The organism is Pseudomonas sp. 86_A (assembly GCF_017491705.1).
GTDB classification, from domain to species: domain Bacteria; phylum Pseudomonadota; class Gammaproteobacteria; order Pseudomonadales; family Pseudomonadaceae; genus Aquipseudomonas; species Aquipseudomonas koreensis.
On the sequence record NZ_JAFGYS010000013.1, the window covers coordinates 21,092 to 35,299 of the forward strand.

Consider the following 14,208-nt stretch of genomic DNA (forward strand, 5'->3'; position numbering starts at 1 on the left):
ATCCTGCGGGTGACTGCGGCGATAGTTCGGCGTTTCGCCTGCAAAGCCCGGAAAACGGGGCTTGCGCTAGAGCCTTTTGCCAAGTGATGGCCTAGAATCCGGGGCAGGATTTTTCTGTTGATGCTGAGCCTGGAGCTGCCATGACCCCTGCGTTGGACTTGTTGAAAAAAGTTCGTGCCGAACATCGCGTGCACAGTTACGAACATGATCCCAAGGCGGCCTCCTACGGGCTGGAGGCCGCGGAAAAACTGGCACTGGCGCCTGCGCAGGTGTTCAAGACGCTGCTGGCGGCCAGCGAAAAAGGCGAATTGTTGGTGGCTGTGGTGCCGGTCGTCGGAAGCCTTGACCTCAAGGGCCTGGCACACGCGGCAGGTGTGAAGAAAGTCGAAATGGCTGACCCGGCCGCTGCACAACGTTCAACTGGTTACCTGCTGGGCGGCATCAGCCCGCTGGGGCAGAAGAAGCGCCTGCGCACCTTCATTGATCACTCGGCTCAGGGCTTTACGACCATTTATGTCAGTGCCGGCCGCCGCGGTCTGGAAGTCGAACTGGCGCCGGCAGTGCTGGCCGAACATACCCAAGGCAAATTCGCCGACATCGGTCGCGCCTGACGCTGCACGCTGTATGAAGAAAATGGCTCGGTTCTGTCACTGGTGCTCAGCGCCGTGTGGCCGCATGCTCTGCCGACTGACTCAGGGAGAAGGTTATGCAGCTCGAGTTTCATCAGGTCGACGCGTTCAGTGATCGGCCATTCAGTGGCAATCCGGCGATGGTTTATCGACTGGACGCATGGCTCGCGGATGAGTTGATGCAGAAGATCGCCGCCGAGCACAATCTGGCGGAAACCGCCTTCGTGGTGCGCGAAGGCGCGGCGTGGCACATTCGCTGGTTCACCCCGACCACCGAAGTGCCGCTGTGCGGGCATGCGACGCTGGCCAGCGCCTACGTGTTGTTCGAAATCTATAAGGAAAACGCCGAGCGTCTGGACTTCGTCTGCAAGTCCGGGCCGCTGAGCGTCAGTCGCGAGGGTGATCGTCTGTGGCTGGATTTCCCGTCAATCGTGCCGTCAGAGATTGGCGTGACGCTGGATGTCGAGCGCGCGCTGGGCGTCGAGGCGGTGGATGTGCTCGGTTCCAACGAGCTGTTTGTGGTGCTGGAGTCGGAGCAAGCGGTGCTCGACTGCAAACCGGACATGGTCGCGCTGGCGAAACTGCCGTGGCTCGGCGCCATCGTGACGGCGCGCGGTAATCAGCATGATTTCGTCTCGCGCTATTTCGCCCCGGCGATTGGCATCAATGAAGACCCGGTCACCGGTTCTACGCATTGCAGCCTGATCCCGTATTGGTCGAAACGTCTGGGCAAATCCAGTTTGACTGCGTGCCAGCGTTCGGCGCGGGGCGGGGAGTTGTTCTGCCGGCTGGAAGGTGAGCGGGTGAAGATTGGCGGGAACGCCACGCTGGTTGCCAGCGGTAGGTTGTTGCTAGCTTAAAGTCAAAAGATCGCAGCCTGCGGCAGCTCCTACATTGATTCCTGTAGGAGCTGCCGCAGGCTGCGATCTTTTGATCTTAGAGGGCGGTGCTGAAGCGACGGACGCCGTTTTCCACCGCCGGGATTTGCGCAGCGGTGCTGCCCGAAGCCTGGAACAATACGAGGTGTTCAGCGGCAACGCGAATGCCCACCTCCGCCCCCACCTGATGATCAGCATGACTGGGGAAGATCGATTCCAGCTGCGCACCCGTCGGCAACTGCAGGCGATACAGGGTTGACGCGCCAAGGAAGGTCTTGCCGACGATCCGGGCTTTCAATGCACTGTCTGGCGCATAAACGATGTCATCCGGACGCAGCAACACGTCCACCGCACCGCCCACCGGCCAGGTGTAGGCCCGGTTGCCGCGCAGTTCGCCGAGTTCGGTCTGCACCGATTCCGGGCTGCCGAGCTGGCCGCGAATGAAATAGCCCTGACCAATAAAACTGGCGACAAATGGCGTCGCCGGCTCGTGGTAGAGGTTGTAGGGCGTGTCCCACTGCTCCAGCCGGCCTTCCTTGAACACGCCAACGTGATCACTCACGGCGAAGGCTTCTTCCTGGTCGTGGGTCACCAGAATCGCACTGGTGCCACGGGCCTTGAGGATGTCGCGCACTTCGTGGCTGAGCTTGCGGCGCAACTCGCCGTCGAGGTTGGAGAACGGCTCGTCGAGCAGCAGCAATTGCGGCTCTGGTGCCAAAGCGCGGGCGAGGGCGACACGCTGTTGCTGGCCGCCGGACAACTCGTGCGGGAAACGCTTGCCGAGGTTCTTCAGGTTGACCAGTTCCAGCAGTTCTTCGGTAACCCGCTCTTTGTGCGGATGCTTGCGGATACCGAAGGCGATGTTGTCCGCGACGCTCAGGTGCGGGAACAGCGCGTAATCCTGGAACACCATGCCGATCCGGCGTTTCTCCGGGGCCAGGGTGAAGCCGGCGCTGGAAATGGTCTCGCCGCCGAGGGTGATTTCCCCTTCGTGCACCGGTTCGAAACCGGCAATGGCGCGCAGGGTGGTGGTCTTGCCGCAGCCGGAAGAACCGAGCAGGCAGCCGATGTCACCGGCGTTGAGGTGCAGATTGAGGTTCTGCACCACACGTTGATCTTGGTAGCCGCAAGCGAGGTTGCGCAGGTTCAGCAGTAATTCATGGCTCATGCGTGGTGATATGCCGGTTCGACGAGGAACTCGAGCAGGGCCTTCTGTGCGTGGAGACGGTTTTCTGCCTGATCCCAGGCGACGGAGCGCGGGTCATCGAGCAGGTCGAGGCTGATTTCTTCGCCGCGGTGGGCAGGCAGGCAATGCATGAACAGCACGTCTTCCGCCGCCAGGTCGAGCAGGGCGCGATTCACCTGGAATGGCGCGAACAGCTTCAGGCGCTTGGCAGTCTCTTCTTCCTGGCCCATCGAGGTCCAGACGTCGGTGCTGACCAGATGCGCGCCGCGCACGGCGTCCTGCGGATCGCGGACGATGGCCACACGATCGGCGGCCTTGGCCACGAATTCAGGATTCGGCTCGTAACCTTCCGGGCAGGCAACGCGCAACTGGAAGTCGAACTGGATCGCCGCTTCTATATAGCTGTTGCACATGTTGTTGCCGTCGCCGATCCAGGCCACGGTCTTGCCCTGGATCGAGCCACGGTGCTCAAGGAAAGTTTGCATGTCGGCCAGCAACTGGCACGGGTGCAGGTCATCGGACAGGCCGTTGATCACGGGCACGCGCGAGTTGGCGGCGAATTCGGTCAGGGTGCTGTGGGCAAAGGTACGGATCATCACCGCATCGAGCATGCTCGACATGACAATGGCGCAGTCGCCGATCGGCTCGCCACGACCCAGCTGGGTGTCACGGGGCGACAGGAAGATTGCCTGGCCACCGAGCTGGATCATGCCGGCCTCGAAAGAGATCCGGGTACGGGTCGAGGATTTCTCGAAGATCATCCCCAGGACGCGGTTTTTCAGAGGCTCGAACAGTACGCCGCGGTTACGCAGGTCCTTGAGCTCAACGCCTCGATGGATCACGCTGACCAGCTCTTCGGGCGTGCAATCCATCAGGGAGAGAAAGTGCCTTGCGCTCATCATTGACTACCTTTTTGCTACAAACCGCAGATGCTCAAAGCCTTGTTTAACGGAACAACGGGCGAGACCTGCGGCGTAAGCCGCACGGGGCGACGAAATAGGGGGAGGCGCGATATTGACACTAAATGTCGCGTTTTTCCAATAGGCTACGGTTTTTGCAGAATTCGCAGAGCGAACCGCCGGTGGCAGTCACGCAGTTGAAGCCGGGTTCAGGGCAGCAGCGAGCCTCTTTGTACACTGGCCCCGGCGGGCTTGGCAATCCGGCGTGGCGGGCAGAGTGGCACTCGGGTCGCTTCGAGACTGTGCGGTTGCGGTTTCGCTTGGTCGGATGCGCAGGCTGAAACATTTGCTAAAGCAAAGTGCTGGGTTATAAATAAGTTTCGAGCGACGCAGGAAGCCTCCGCATGGAATCGAAAGAAAAACTGTTAATGGAATTGCTGGGCCACACGGCTCGCTCACTGACTCATCTCACCGCGTCGGTGACTTCGATGTCCTTCGAGTTGCTGCGTAGCGAAGACGACGTGGTCAAGACCGCCGGCCGCCACATGATCGATCGCATGGCGACCATCAGTGCCGGGCTCGATGAACACTGGCGACTGATCGGCGAACTCACCGGCGTGCACGTCGCCCACGAGCAGATCGAAACCATTCAGGAAATCCAGCTGCAGCCACCGCCGCAGTTGCCGTCCAACTGAACGTGGCGGGCTATCGGCTCGCCTGATAACCGTCGATTCACAAGACGAACGTCGCTGGCATCGTTCCCGTGCACGGGCCATAGTTTTGTTCCCGCAGGCATCACCGTTGCCTGCCCAGAACAAGACAGAGACTGGCCATGACCAAGACTCTCCACCACCGTGCCTGCCACTTGTGCGAAGCCATCTGCGGCCTGACCATCGAAACCACTGAAACCGATGGCAATGTCGCGATCACCTCGATCAAGGGCGATGCCCTCGATACGTTCAGCCGTGGACACATCTGTCCCAAGGCCGTGGCTCTGCAAGACATCCAGAATGATCCCGACCGCCTGCGCCAGCCGATGCGCCGAGTTGGCAGTGAATGGCTGCCGATCGCGTGGGACGAGGCCTTTGCGCTGGTGGCCGAGCGTCTGGCGGCGATCCAGGAGCGTCACGGGCAGAACGCGGTGGCGGTCTATCAGGGCAACCCGAGCGTGCACAATTACGGGCTGATGACCCACAGTAACTACTTCCTCGGCCTGTTGAAGACGCGCAATCGCTACTCCGCGACCTCGGTCGATCAGTTGCCCCATCACTTGAGCAGTTACCTGATGTACGGCCACGGCTTGTTACTGCCGATTCCGGACATCGATCACACCAATTTCATGCTGATTCTGGGCGGTAATCCGCTGGCGTCCAACGGCAGCATCATGACCGTGCCCGATGTCGAGAAACGCCTGAAGGCGATTCAGGCGCGCGGCGGCAAAGTGGTGGTGGTCGATCCACGTCGCAGCGAAACCGCGGCCATCGCCGATCAGCACTTGTTCGTGCGCCCGGGCGGCGACGCGGCGCTGCTGTTCGGATTGCTCAATACGCTGTTCAGTGAAGGCCTGACGCGTGGCAGTCACTTGCCGGTCGAAGGCCTCGATGAGGTGCGCGCGGCGGTGGCGACGTTTACCGCCGAGGCCATGAGTCCATTGTGCGCCGTGCCAGCCGAGCAGATCCGCCAACTGGCGCGGGATTTCGCCGCAGCGCCGAGCGCGGTGTGCTACGGACGCATGGGCGTTTCCACCCAGGCGTTCGGCACCTTGTGCCACTGGCTGGTGCAGTTGATCAACCTGGTCACCGGCAACCTCGATCGGGTTGGCGGTGCGTTGTGCACCGAGCCGGCGGTGGATCTGGTGGCATCGACCTCGGGCGGGCATTTCAACAAGTGGCAGAGCCGGGTGTCCGGGCGCCCCGAGTACGGCGGCGAGCTGCCGGTGTCGGCGCTGGCCGAGGAGATGCTCACCGAAGGCGAAGGGCAGATTCGCGCATTGATCACCGTGGCCGGTAACCCTGTGCTGTCGACGCCGAACGGACGGCAACTGGAGCAAGCGCTGGACGGGCTGGAATTCATGGTCAGCATCGACCTGTACATCAACGAAACCACGCGTTACGCCGACCTGATCCTGCCGTCGACTTCGGCGCTGGAAAACGATCACTACGACACCACATTCAATCTGTTCGCGGTGCGCAACGTCACCCGCTTCAATCGGGCGATACTCGCCAAGCCCGAAGGCGCGTTGCACGACTGGGAGATCTTCGTCGGCCTGGCCAAGGCCTTTGCCGAAAAGACCGGCAAGGAACTGAAACCGACGATGCCGCCCTCGAAGATGATCGACATGGGCCTGCGCATGGGCCTGTACGGGGATGCGTCCGAGCAGAAACTCTCGTTGGCGACGCTGTTCGATCATCCGCATGGCATTGACCTGGGCGCGTTGCAGCCCAATCTGGCATCGCGCCTGAAAACGCCGAATCTGCATGTGCAGGCCGCGCCGCCAGAGATCCTCGCGGACCTCGCACGCTTCGCGGCACTGCAGGCGCCCGCCGCCGATGAGCTGCTGATGATTGGCCGCCGGCATGTGCGCAGCAACAATTCCTGGATGCACAACTACCATCGGCTGGTGAAGGGCAAGCCACGGCATCAATTGCTGATGCACCCGGATGACCTCGCCAGTCGCGGGCTCAGCGATGGGCAACGGGTGCGCGTCAGTTCGCGGGTCGGGCAGATTGAAGTCGAGGTGCTTGGCAGTCTGGACATGATGAAGGGCGTGGTCAGCCTGCCGCACGGTTGGGGGCATGCGCGGCCGGGGGTGCAGATGACGATTGCCAGCGGCCAGCCGGGGTCGAGTGCCAACGACCTGACCGATGAATGCCAGCTCGACGAGTTGTCGGGCAATGCGGCGCTCAATGGCGTACCGGTGACGGTGGCGGCGGCTTGAGCATGTCTGTCGGGGAGACCGAGCAGCGCGCTCGGGATTCCGTTACAATGCGCCACCGTGCCGACCCATGAGTCGGAAAGTTCAGCCGAGGTGCTCCATGGATATCATCGAAACGATTAAAGAGCAGATTGCCAACAACACCATTCTGCTTTACATGAAAGGCTCGCCGAATGCCCCGCAGTGTGGCTTCTCCGCGAAAGCTGCGCAGGCTGTGATGGCGTGTGGCGAAAAGTTTGCGTACGTGGACATCCTGCAGAACCCGGAAATCCGCGCCAACCTGCCGAAGTACGCCAACTGGCCGACTTTCCCGCAACTGTGGGTCGGCGGTGAGCTGGTCGGCGGCAGCGATATCATGACCGAGATGGCAGCAGACGGTTCGCTGCAAAGCACCATCAAGGCGGCTGTCGAAGCGGCTGCTGCGAACAAGTCCGAAGCCTGATCCCGGCTTTGGGGGCGGGCTTGCTCGCTCCCTCAGGGATTTCAGCCTTGATTGAAATCCGGGCAATAAAAAGCCCCGCGCCTCGAAAGAGGGCGGGGCTTTTTAGTGTCTCGGGTTCAGCGGGCGCTAACTTACTCTTCGCCCATCTGCGATTGCAGATAGTTTTCAAGACCGACTTTATCGATCAGGCCCAGTTGGGTTTCCAGCCAGTCGATATGTTCTTCTTCGGATTCAAGAATGTCTTCGAGCAGTTCACGGCTGCCGAAATCGCCCACCGATTCGCAATGCGCGATGGCGGCTTTCAGGTCAGCGTGACCGGTCTTCTCGATGCGCAGGTCGCATTCCAGCATTTCCCGCGTGTGCTCGCCGATGTGCAGCTTGCCCAGGTCCTGCACGTTCGGCAGGCCTTCGAGGAACAGGATGCGCTTGATCAGCTTGTCCGCGTGTTTCATCTCGTCGATGGACTCGTGGTACTCGTGCTTGCCCAGCTTGTTCAGGCCCCAATCTTCATACATGCGGGCATGCAGGAAGTACTGATTGATCGCGACCAGTTCATTGGCAAGGATCTTGTTGAGATGCTGGATGACTGTAATGTCGCCTTTCATGATGGGTGTCCTGCCCTGTAATAGCTGTATATAAGGCGGAGTTTGAGCTTGGTACTTATAAGTGTCAAACCTAAGTTATTGAATAATAAATGAAATTAAATCTGAATAAGAATGTTTGTGTTCCGCGTCTAGCGCCTAAGCGCTTGATTTGCAGGCATAAAAAAACCGGACATATGTCCGGTTTTTTGAAATAGGGGGGGATTACGCCGCTGTAAATTCTACAGGGTAGGGGATCGCAGCCTGAGCGGTTTGCAGCTTGGTCAGGGTTTCGCGAACCACTTCCTTGGCAAGGCACGCACATTTGCCGCATTGGCTGGCGACGCCGGTGGCCTGGCGAACTTCTTTATAGCTGCAGCAACCTTCATAGATCGCTTCGCGGATCTGTCCGTCGGTGACGCCAGTGCAGAGACAAACATACATAAGTGAGAACCGTCGCTGGTTGTGACTCAATTGCGATGGATCTTAATGTTAACGAGAATGATTGTCAAAGTGCTTTCTGAATGGTTTTCGATCGAAACGCGGGTCACTGACGAACGGTGGTTAATGGCGATTTGCCTGGCCCCGAAAATGCTGGTCCGTTATCCGCCTTGGGCAAAAACCGTTAAGGACAGGCGAAAAACGCAGTGTATGATGGTCGGCCCTTGCGAAGAGGGTTCGTGTCACAGGGCTGTCGCCTGAGGGTGGCAGGCTGGCCCGGACCCTGAACTTCAAGTTATTCACCAGGAGATATCCATGAGCGTACTCGTAGGCAAACAAGCCCCTGACTTCACCGTCCCGGCCGTACTCGGCAATGGCGAGATCGTTGACAGCTTCACCCTGTCCTCGGCCATCAAAGGCAAATACGGCCTGGTGTTCTTCTACCCACTGGACTTCACCTTCGTCTGCCCGTCCGAGCTGATCGCTCTGGACAACCGCATGGCCGACTTCAAGGCGCGTAACGTGGAAGTGGTCGCCGTGTCGATCGACTCGCACTTCACCCACAACGCCTGGCGCAACACCCCGGTCAACAACGGCGGCATCGGCCAGGTGAAATACACCATGGCTGCCGACATGAAGCACGAAATCGCCAAGGCCTACGACGTTGAGTCCGAAGGCGGCGTGGCTTTCCGTGGCGCGTTCCTGATCGACGACAAGGGCGTTGTCCGCTCGCAGATCATCAACGACCTGCCGCTGGGCCGTAACATGGAAGAGCTGATCCGTCTGGTCGACGCTCTGCAATTCCACGAAGAGCACGGCGAAGTCTGCCCTGCCAACTGGAAGAAAGGCGACAAAGGCATGAACGCTTCGCCAGAAGGCGTTGCGGCTTACCTGACCGAGAACGCTGCTGCCTTGTAAGGCGCAACGTCGAGGTACAAAAAAACCGGCTCTTGAGCCGGTTTTTTCATGCGCAGGATTTAATCCGACGACCATCAGTCGTCGAAGTCTTCCCAGCCGCCCATCTGTTTCCAGCGGTTGACGATGCCGCAGAACAGCTCGGCAGTCTTCTCGGTGTCGTAACGCGCCGAGTGCGCTTCACGGCCATCGAAGTCGATGTCGGCTGCCTGACAGGCTTTGGCCAGTACGGTTTGACCGTAAGCCAGGCCCGCCAGCGTCGCGGTGTCGAAGCTGGAGAACGGATGAAACGGGTTGCGTTTCATGTCCAGGCGCGCCACGGCGGCATTCAGGAAGCCGAGGTCGAAGCTGCTGTTGTGGCCGACCAGGATCGCCCGTTTGCAGCCGTTGGCCTTCAGCGCCTTGCGCACGCCGCGGAAGATGTCGGTCAGCGCGGTTTCTTCGCTGACGGCCATGCGCAGCGGGTGATCGAGCTTGATCCCGGTGAACTCCAGCGCCGCCGCTTCGATGTTGGCGCCTTCGAACGGCTCAACGCGGAAGAAGTAGGTGTGGTCCGGGTAAACGAAACCCTTTTCATCCATGGCGATGGTGGTCGCGGCAATCTCCAGCAGAGCGTCGGTGGCCGAATTGAAGCCACCGGTCTCTACGTCGACGACAACCGGCAGGTAACCGCGAAAACGCGCTGCCATTGGATGACGGGAACCGCCGCCGCCACCTTGACCGTCCAGTTCGTCGTCGAAATGGTCTTCACTCACGCGTGTTCCTCCAGCAGGCGCCAGCGCAGTTTTTCACCGGCGCGCAGCGGGATAACGTTCAGCTCGCCGAATGGCAGGCTGGTCGGGGCGGTCCATTCTTCGCGAACCAGGGTGATGCGATCGGTGTTGGCCGGCAGACCGTAGAAGCGCGGGCCGTTGAGGCTGGCAAACGCCTCGAGCTTGTCCAGCGCGTTGCGCTGTTCGAAGGCTTCGGCATACAGCTCGATGGCGGCGTACGCGGTGTAGCAGCCGGCGCAGCCGCAGGCGGCTTCCTTGGCGTGCTGGGCGTGCGGCGCCGAGTCGGTGCCGAGGAAGAACTTCGCGCTGCCGCTGGTGGCGGCGTCGAGCAGGGCTTCCTGATGGGTATTACGCTTGAGGATCGGCAGGCAATAGAAGTGCGGCCGGATCCCGCCCACCAGCATGTGGTTGCGGTTGTACAGCAGGTGATGCGCGGTGATGGTTGCGCCGACGTTGGCCGAAGCCTCGTTGACGAACTGCACGGCGTCGCCGGTGGTGATGTGTTCGAACACCACTTTGAGCGTCGGGAAACGCTCGACCACACGGCGCATGTGCTCATCGATGAAAATCTTTTCGCGGTCGAAGACGTCGACATCGCCACGGGTGACTTCGCCGTGGATCAGCAGCGGCATGCCGACTTCGGCCATGGCTTCCAGCGCCGGGAAGATCTTGTCGATGCTGGTCACCCCGGAATCGGAGTTGGTGGTGGCGCCGGCCGGGTACAGCTTGGCGGCGTGCACGAAACCGCTGGCCTTGGCCTCACGAATTTCTTCGGGCTGGGTGCGGTCGGTGAGGTACAGCACCATCAGCGGTTCGAAGCGACTGCCGGCCGGGCGGGCAGCGAGAATCCGCTGGCGATAGCCGTCGGCTTCGGCGGCGTTGCGCACCGGTGGTACCAGGTTGGGCATGATGATGGCGCGGCCAAAGGTGCGCGCAACATCGGCAACGGTATTGGTCAACACGGCACCATCGCGAAGATGAATGTGCCAGTCGTCGGGACGCAGCAGGGTCAGGCGGTCGGACATGAGGGGATTCCAGGCGGGTCAAACTGAGGGGAATGCTACCGGAAAAGACTCTTGCAGGCACTCGCTATCAAGTTTTGCAGGAACCTTCCGATATCCCGTAGGTATGCCGTAAACATAGTGTGAATCGGTCTTTGTGTTACAGAAGCCAATGGAGCCTCCCGTGCGCCAGCGATATTTAGCCTTGCTCAGTGTGTTTGCCAGCCTCCCCGCGATGGCGCTCACCTACCAGACACGTCTGGAGAACATTGAGTGGACGGTCGAGGGCGACAAGTTCGAGTGCCGCCTGACCCAGCCGATCACTGATTTCGGCTCGGGCCAGTTCGTGCGCAAGGCTGGCGAGCAGGCGATTTTTCGTCTGAACGCCTACAACGCCATGCTCGGCGGCGGTTCGGCGACCCTGCTTGCGGCGGCCGCGCCGTGGCAGCCGGGGCGCAACGACATTTACCTGGGCAGCGTCAGGATCGGCACCGGCAACGTGCTGTTCAACAGTTCGCAATCGCAGGCCGGGGGGCTGATCAGCGGTCTGCTCGACGGTCGCAGCCCGGTGGTACGCCGTGCGTCCGGCGATGGCCGGGTGTCTGAGGTGCGCTTGCTGCCCGTCAAGTTCAGCAAGGCTTTCAACGAATACCAGACTTGTGTGGCGAAGTTGCTGCCGCAGAATTTCGATCAGGTGAAACAGTCGCAGGTCGGCTTCCCGGGTGAAGGCACCGATCTGGACGCCGCCGCCAAGGCCCGGCTGCAAGTGATGCTCGAGTACATGAAGGCCGATCCGACGGTCAATCACATCGAACTCGATGGCTACTCCGACAACAGCGGCAATCGTCTGACCAACCGTGAACTTTCCCGCCGTCGTGCGCTGGCCGTGGTCGACTTCTTCAAGGCCAATGGCATCGCCGAGTCGCAGATCACCGTGCGCTTCCATGGCGAGCAATATCCGCTGGTGCCGAACAGCAACGCGGCCAACCGGGCGAAGAACCGCCGGGTCAGCGTGAAACTGGCGCGGGTGGCGCCGACCACCGCGCCAGCGCCGCAGGCCAGTACGCCAGCCAGCACCGCGGCGACTTCCTGACCCGCCGGTCATCGTCGCGCTCTCGACAGATTCTGTCGCTTTGTCGTCTTAAGCTGTCGCGCCTCTGTAAATTATCGCATTTGAGCGGTAGACTCCTCGGCTTTCCGTAGAACCCCGTGGAGTGATGGCATGGCGGACGTAAACAAGGTCGTTCTGGCGTATTCCGGCGGCCTGGACACTTCGGTGATCCTCAAGTGGCTGCAGGATACTTATAACTGTGAAGTGGTGACCTTCACCGCTGACCTGGGTCAGGGCGAAGAGGTCGAGCCGGCTCGCGCCAAGGCTCAGGCCATGGGCGTCAAAGAAATCTACATCGATGACCTGCGCGAAGAATTCGTGCGCGATTTCGTGTTCCCGATGTTCCGCGCCAACACCGTTTACGAAGGCGAGTACCTGCTGGGTACTTCCATCGCACGTCCGCTGATCGCCAAACGCCTGATCGAAATCGCCAACGAAACCGGCGCCGACGCCATTTCCCATGGCGCCACCGGCAAGGGCAACGACCAGGTGCGTTTCGAACTGGGTGCCTACGCACTCAAGCCGGGCGTGAAAGTGATTGCACCATGGCGCGAGTGGGACCTGCTGTCCCGCGAGAAGCTGATGGACTACGCCGAGAAGCATGCGATCCCGATCGAGCGTCACGGCAAGAAAAAATCCCCGTACTCGATGGATGCCAACCTGCTGCACATCTCCTATGAAGGCGGCGTGCTGGAAGACACCTGGACCGAGCACGAAGAAGACATGTGGCGCTGGACCGTCTCCCCGGAGAACGCGCCTGACAAGCCGCAGTACCTGGAACTGACCTACCGCAACGGCGACATCGTTGCGCTGGACGGCGTCGAAATGACTCCGGCCACCGTACTGGCGACGCTGAACCAGATCGGTGGTGCTCACGGTATCGGCCGTCTCGATATCGTTGAAAACCGTTACGTCGGCATGAAGTCCCGTGGCTGCTACGAAACCCCGGGCGGCACGATCATGCTGCGCGCGCACCGCGCCATCGAGTCGATCACCCTGGACCGCGAAGTCGCTCACCTCAAAGACGAGCTGATGCCGAAGTACGCCAGCCTGATCTACACCGGCTACTGGTGGAGCCCGGAGCGTCTGATGCTGCAACAGATGATCGACGCTTCGCAGGTCAACGTGAACGGTGTGGTTCGTCTGAAGCTGTACAAGGGCAACGTGATCGTGACCGGCCGCAAGTCCGACGATTCGCTGTTCGATGCCAACATCGCGACCTTCGAAGAAGACGGCGGTGCTTACAACCAGGCGGACGCGGCGGGCTTCATCAAGCTCAACGCGCTGCGCATGCGCATTGCGGCCAACAAGGGTCGCAAGTTGTTCTGATGCTTTCAGGCGCATAAAGAAATGGCGGCACTGTTTTCAAACAGGCCGCCATTTTTTTTGATTGTCTTGCTGACACGGCTTATCGGTTTTCACGGGGCATTCTCACGGAAACGTTTTGGCGTCAGCGTCTTCGCAGTACCGTCAGTTCTTGCGAGCACACGTTGTAAATAATACAGAGCGTTGTGATCGTGCCTTTTCCAGCGTGTTTGAATTGCCTGGCCACATGACGTTTGAGCAACTCGTTCGTGGTGTGGCAGGACAGCAGCACAATGATTCGTATCGCTCTCTTGTTCCGCGGGCCTGGGGGAACCAGGATCCCGGCAAGCTCGCTCTTGAGCTTTATCCGCCGCGCATCGACAAACTGCAGATCGCTGGTGGTGACGGGCAAATGAATGAAGTGTTGAAAGACGACGTGAGCGAGGGTGCCCGGGTCTGGAGGGTCAGCCACGTTATGCGGGCGGCACACTTCATCACTGGCCCCAGCCACGGACCGGTAGCCGCCGTCCGTTGGGGGATCGATGTGCTGCGCCTGATGTGCTGATGGAGGTTTATCGTTATTCGCTTTACCAGCCTTGAGAAAGTTCTTGTCCTTGTCGAAATCAGAAGGCGCATACAAAGAACGATAGTTGAAGTTCAGAGTAAGAAAGAACAGAAACAGTAAGTAAAACGGAAAGCTGATCAGAAACCAGACATAGATTTCCCGTTCCTTGTTGGCAAGAAAGGGCAAGGAGACGGCTGCGGAAGTTTCGGAAATGACTGCGAATATAGCAATCACTGTCATTGGGTTGGTGATTTTGTTTTTGAGTTTTAGCATGTTTTTTCTCGTCGGACTTGTGAGTTGTAAATGGCTGTTGTTAGTTGCTGGGTCTGCATTGTTTTGCAGGTTGCGCGAATATTTATAGCAAGTAAATTCATTGCGACGAACTTTTGTTGATTTCAGATTGCAAGTCGGAGTTGCGTTAATCCTGAGAGGGCGCGGCAGCTGGCAGTTTTAGATTGGTCCGCAAACCTTTCTGAAGGGATCCATTAACAGATGTTTACTTCGGTTTCAGCACGAAGTTCAGGTGGGTTTTTTAAACAATCTGCGA

The 14,208-nt window shown here is 59.7% G+C and carries 15 protein-coding genes; 8 read left to right on the plus strand and 7 right to left on the minus strand.

Features of this window, described 5'->3' with window-relative positions; translation table 11 throughout:
- The first annotated feature begins 140 nt into the window (after positions 1 to 140).
- Both ybaK and J5M57_RS19950 read left to right on the plus strand, forming a co-directional pair.
- Positions 141 to 611, plus strand: coding sequence for a Cys-tRNA(Pro) deacylase (gene ybaK / locus J5M57_RS19945; protein ID WP_207847946.1), 471 nt, complete (start codon positions 141 to 143; stop codon positions 609 to 611).
- A gap of 95 nt (positions 612 to 706) precedes the next feature.
- Positions 707 to 1,489, plus strand: a complete 783-nt coding sequence (locus tag J5M57_RS19950; protein WP_064589001.1) for a PhzF family phenazine biosynthesis protein — start codon at positions 707 to 709, stop codon at positions 1,487 to 1,489.
- A 76-nt stretch (positions 1,490 to 1,565) separates the two neighbouring features.
- Here J5M57_RS19950 and J5M57_RS19955 read toward each other — a convergent pair whose 3' ends face one another.
- Both J5M57_RS19955 and argF read right to left on the minus strand, forming a co-directional pair.
- A complete protein-coding gene (locus J5M57_RS19955; RefSeq protein ID WP_064589000.1) occupies positions 1,566 to 2,675 on the minus strand; it encodes an ABC transporter ATP-binding protein in 1,110 nt (369 codons plus the stop codon).
- Positions 2,672 to 3,592, minus strand: coding sequence for an ornithine carbamoyltransferase (gene argF, locus J5M57_RS19960; RefSeq protein WP_207847947.1), 921 nt, complete (start codon positions 3,590 to 3,592; stop codon positions 2,672 to 2,674). Before argF ends, J5M57_RS19955 begins: the two co-directional genes overlap by 4 nt.
- A 404-nt stretch (positions 3,593 to 3,996) precedes the next feature.
- Between argF and J5M57_RS19965 the strand changes: the two genes are divergently transcribed.
- From J5M57_RS19965 to grxD, 3 genes are all read left to right on the plus strand, one after another.
- The gene (locus tag J5M57_RS19965; RefSeq protein WP_064588999.1) at positions 3,997 to 4,287 is read left to right on the plus strand and encodes a hypothetical protein; all 291 of its coding nucleotides are present in this window, start codon (positions 3,997 to 3,999) and stop codon (positions 4,285 to 4,287) included.
- A 137-nt stretch (positions 4,288 to 4,424) separates the two neighbouring features.
- Complete coding sequence (locus J5M57_RS19970; RefSeq protein WP_207847948.1) at positions 4,425 to 6,530, plus strand: molybdopterin oxidoreductase family protein; 2,106 nt, start codon at positions 4,425 to 4,427, stop codon at positions 6,528 to 6,530.
- Positions 6,531 to 6,627: 97 nt separating this feature from the next.
- Positions 6,628 to 6,969 (plus strand): Grx4 family monothiol glutaredoxin, encoded by a 342-nt coding sequence (gene grxD / locus J5M57_RS19975; RefSeq protein ID WP_016773402.1) that lies wholly within the window; start codon positions 6,628 to 6,630, stop codon positions 6,967 to 6,969.
- Positions 6,970 to 7,100: 131 nt separating this feature from the next.
- Here grxD and bfr read toward each other — a convergent pair whose 3' ends face one another.
- On the minus strand, positions 7,101 to 7,574 hold the full coding sequence (gene bfr / locus J5M57_RS19980; RefSeq protein WP_007963971.1) for a bacterioferritin: 474 nt from the start codon (positions 7,572 to 7,574) through the stop codon (positions 7,101 to 7,103).
- 201 nt (positions 7,575 to 7,775) lie between these two features.
- On the minus strand, positions 7,776 to 7,994 hold the full coding sequence (locus J5M57_RS19985; RefSeq protein WP_003227725.1) for a bacterioferritin-associated ferredoxin: 219 nt from the start codon (positions 7,992 to 7,994) through the stop codon (positions 7,776 to 7,778).
- 312 nt (positions 7,995 to 8,306) lie between these two features.
- On the opposite strand from J5M57_RS19985, the gene J5M57_RS19990 reads away from it, so the two are divergent.
- On the plus strand, positions 8,307 to 8,909 hold the full coding sequence (locus tag J5M57_RS19990; protein WP_007963972.1) for a peroxiredoxin: 603 nt from the start codon (positions 8,307 to 8,309) through the stop codon (positions 8,907 to 8,909).
- A 74-nt stretch (positions 8,910 to 8,983) separates the two neighbouring features.
- Here J5M57_RS19990 and rnt read toward each other — a convergent pair whose 3' ends face one another.
- Positions 8,984 to 9,661 (minus strand): ribonuclease T, encoded by a 678-nt coding sequence (gene rnt / locus J5M57_RS19995; protein ID WP_003227721.1) that lies wholly within the window; start codon positions 9,659 to 9,661, stop codon positions 8,984 to 8,986.
- Positions 9,658 to 10,704: a dihydroorotase gene (gene pyrC, locus J5M57_RS20000; protein ID WP_047296199.1), complete on the minus strand. Its 1,047-nt coding sequence runs from the start codon at positions 10,702 to 10,704 to the stop codon at positions 9,658 to 9,660. Before pyrC ends, rnt begins: the two co-directional genes overlap by 4 nt.
- 160 nt (positions 10,705 to 10,864) lie before the next feature.
- Between pyrC and J5M57_RS20005 the strand changes: the two genes are divergently transcribed.
- Both J5M57_RS20005 and J5M57_RS20010 read left to right on the plus strand, forming a co-directional pair.
- Positions 10,865 to 11,773 (plus strand): OmpA family protein, encoded by a 909-nt coding sequence (locus tag J5M57_RS20005; protein WP_083368041.1) that lies wholly within the window; start codon positions 10,865 to 10,867, stop codon positions 11,771 to 11,773.
- Between the two features lie 129 nt (positions 11,774 to 11,902).
- Positions 11,903 to 13,120: an argininosuccinate synthase gene (locus tag J5M57_RS20010; RefSeq protein WP_025112375.1), complete on the plus strand. Its 1,218-nt coding sequence runs from the start codon at positions 11,903 to 11,905 to the stop codon at positions 13,118 to 13,120.
- Positions 13,121 to 13,241: 121 nt separating this feature from the next.
- Here the strand turns inward: J5M57_RS20010 and J5M57_RS20015 are convergent, their stop codons facing one another.
- Positions 13,242 to 13,934, minus strand: coding sequence for a hypothetical protein (locus tag J5M57_RS20015; protein WP_207847949.1), 693 nt, complete (start codon positions 13,932 to 13,934; stop codon positions 13,242 to 13,244).
- Positions 13,935 to 14,208: the final 274 nt, after the last annotated feature.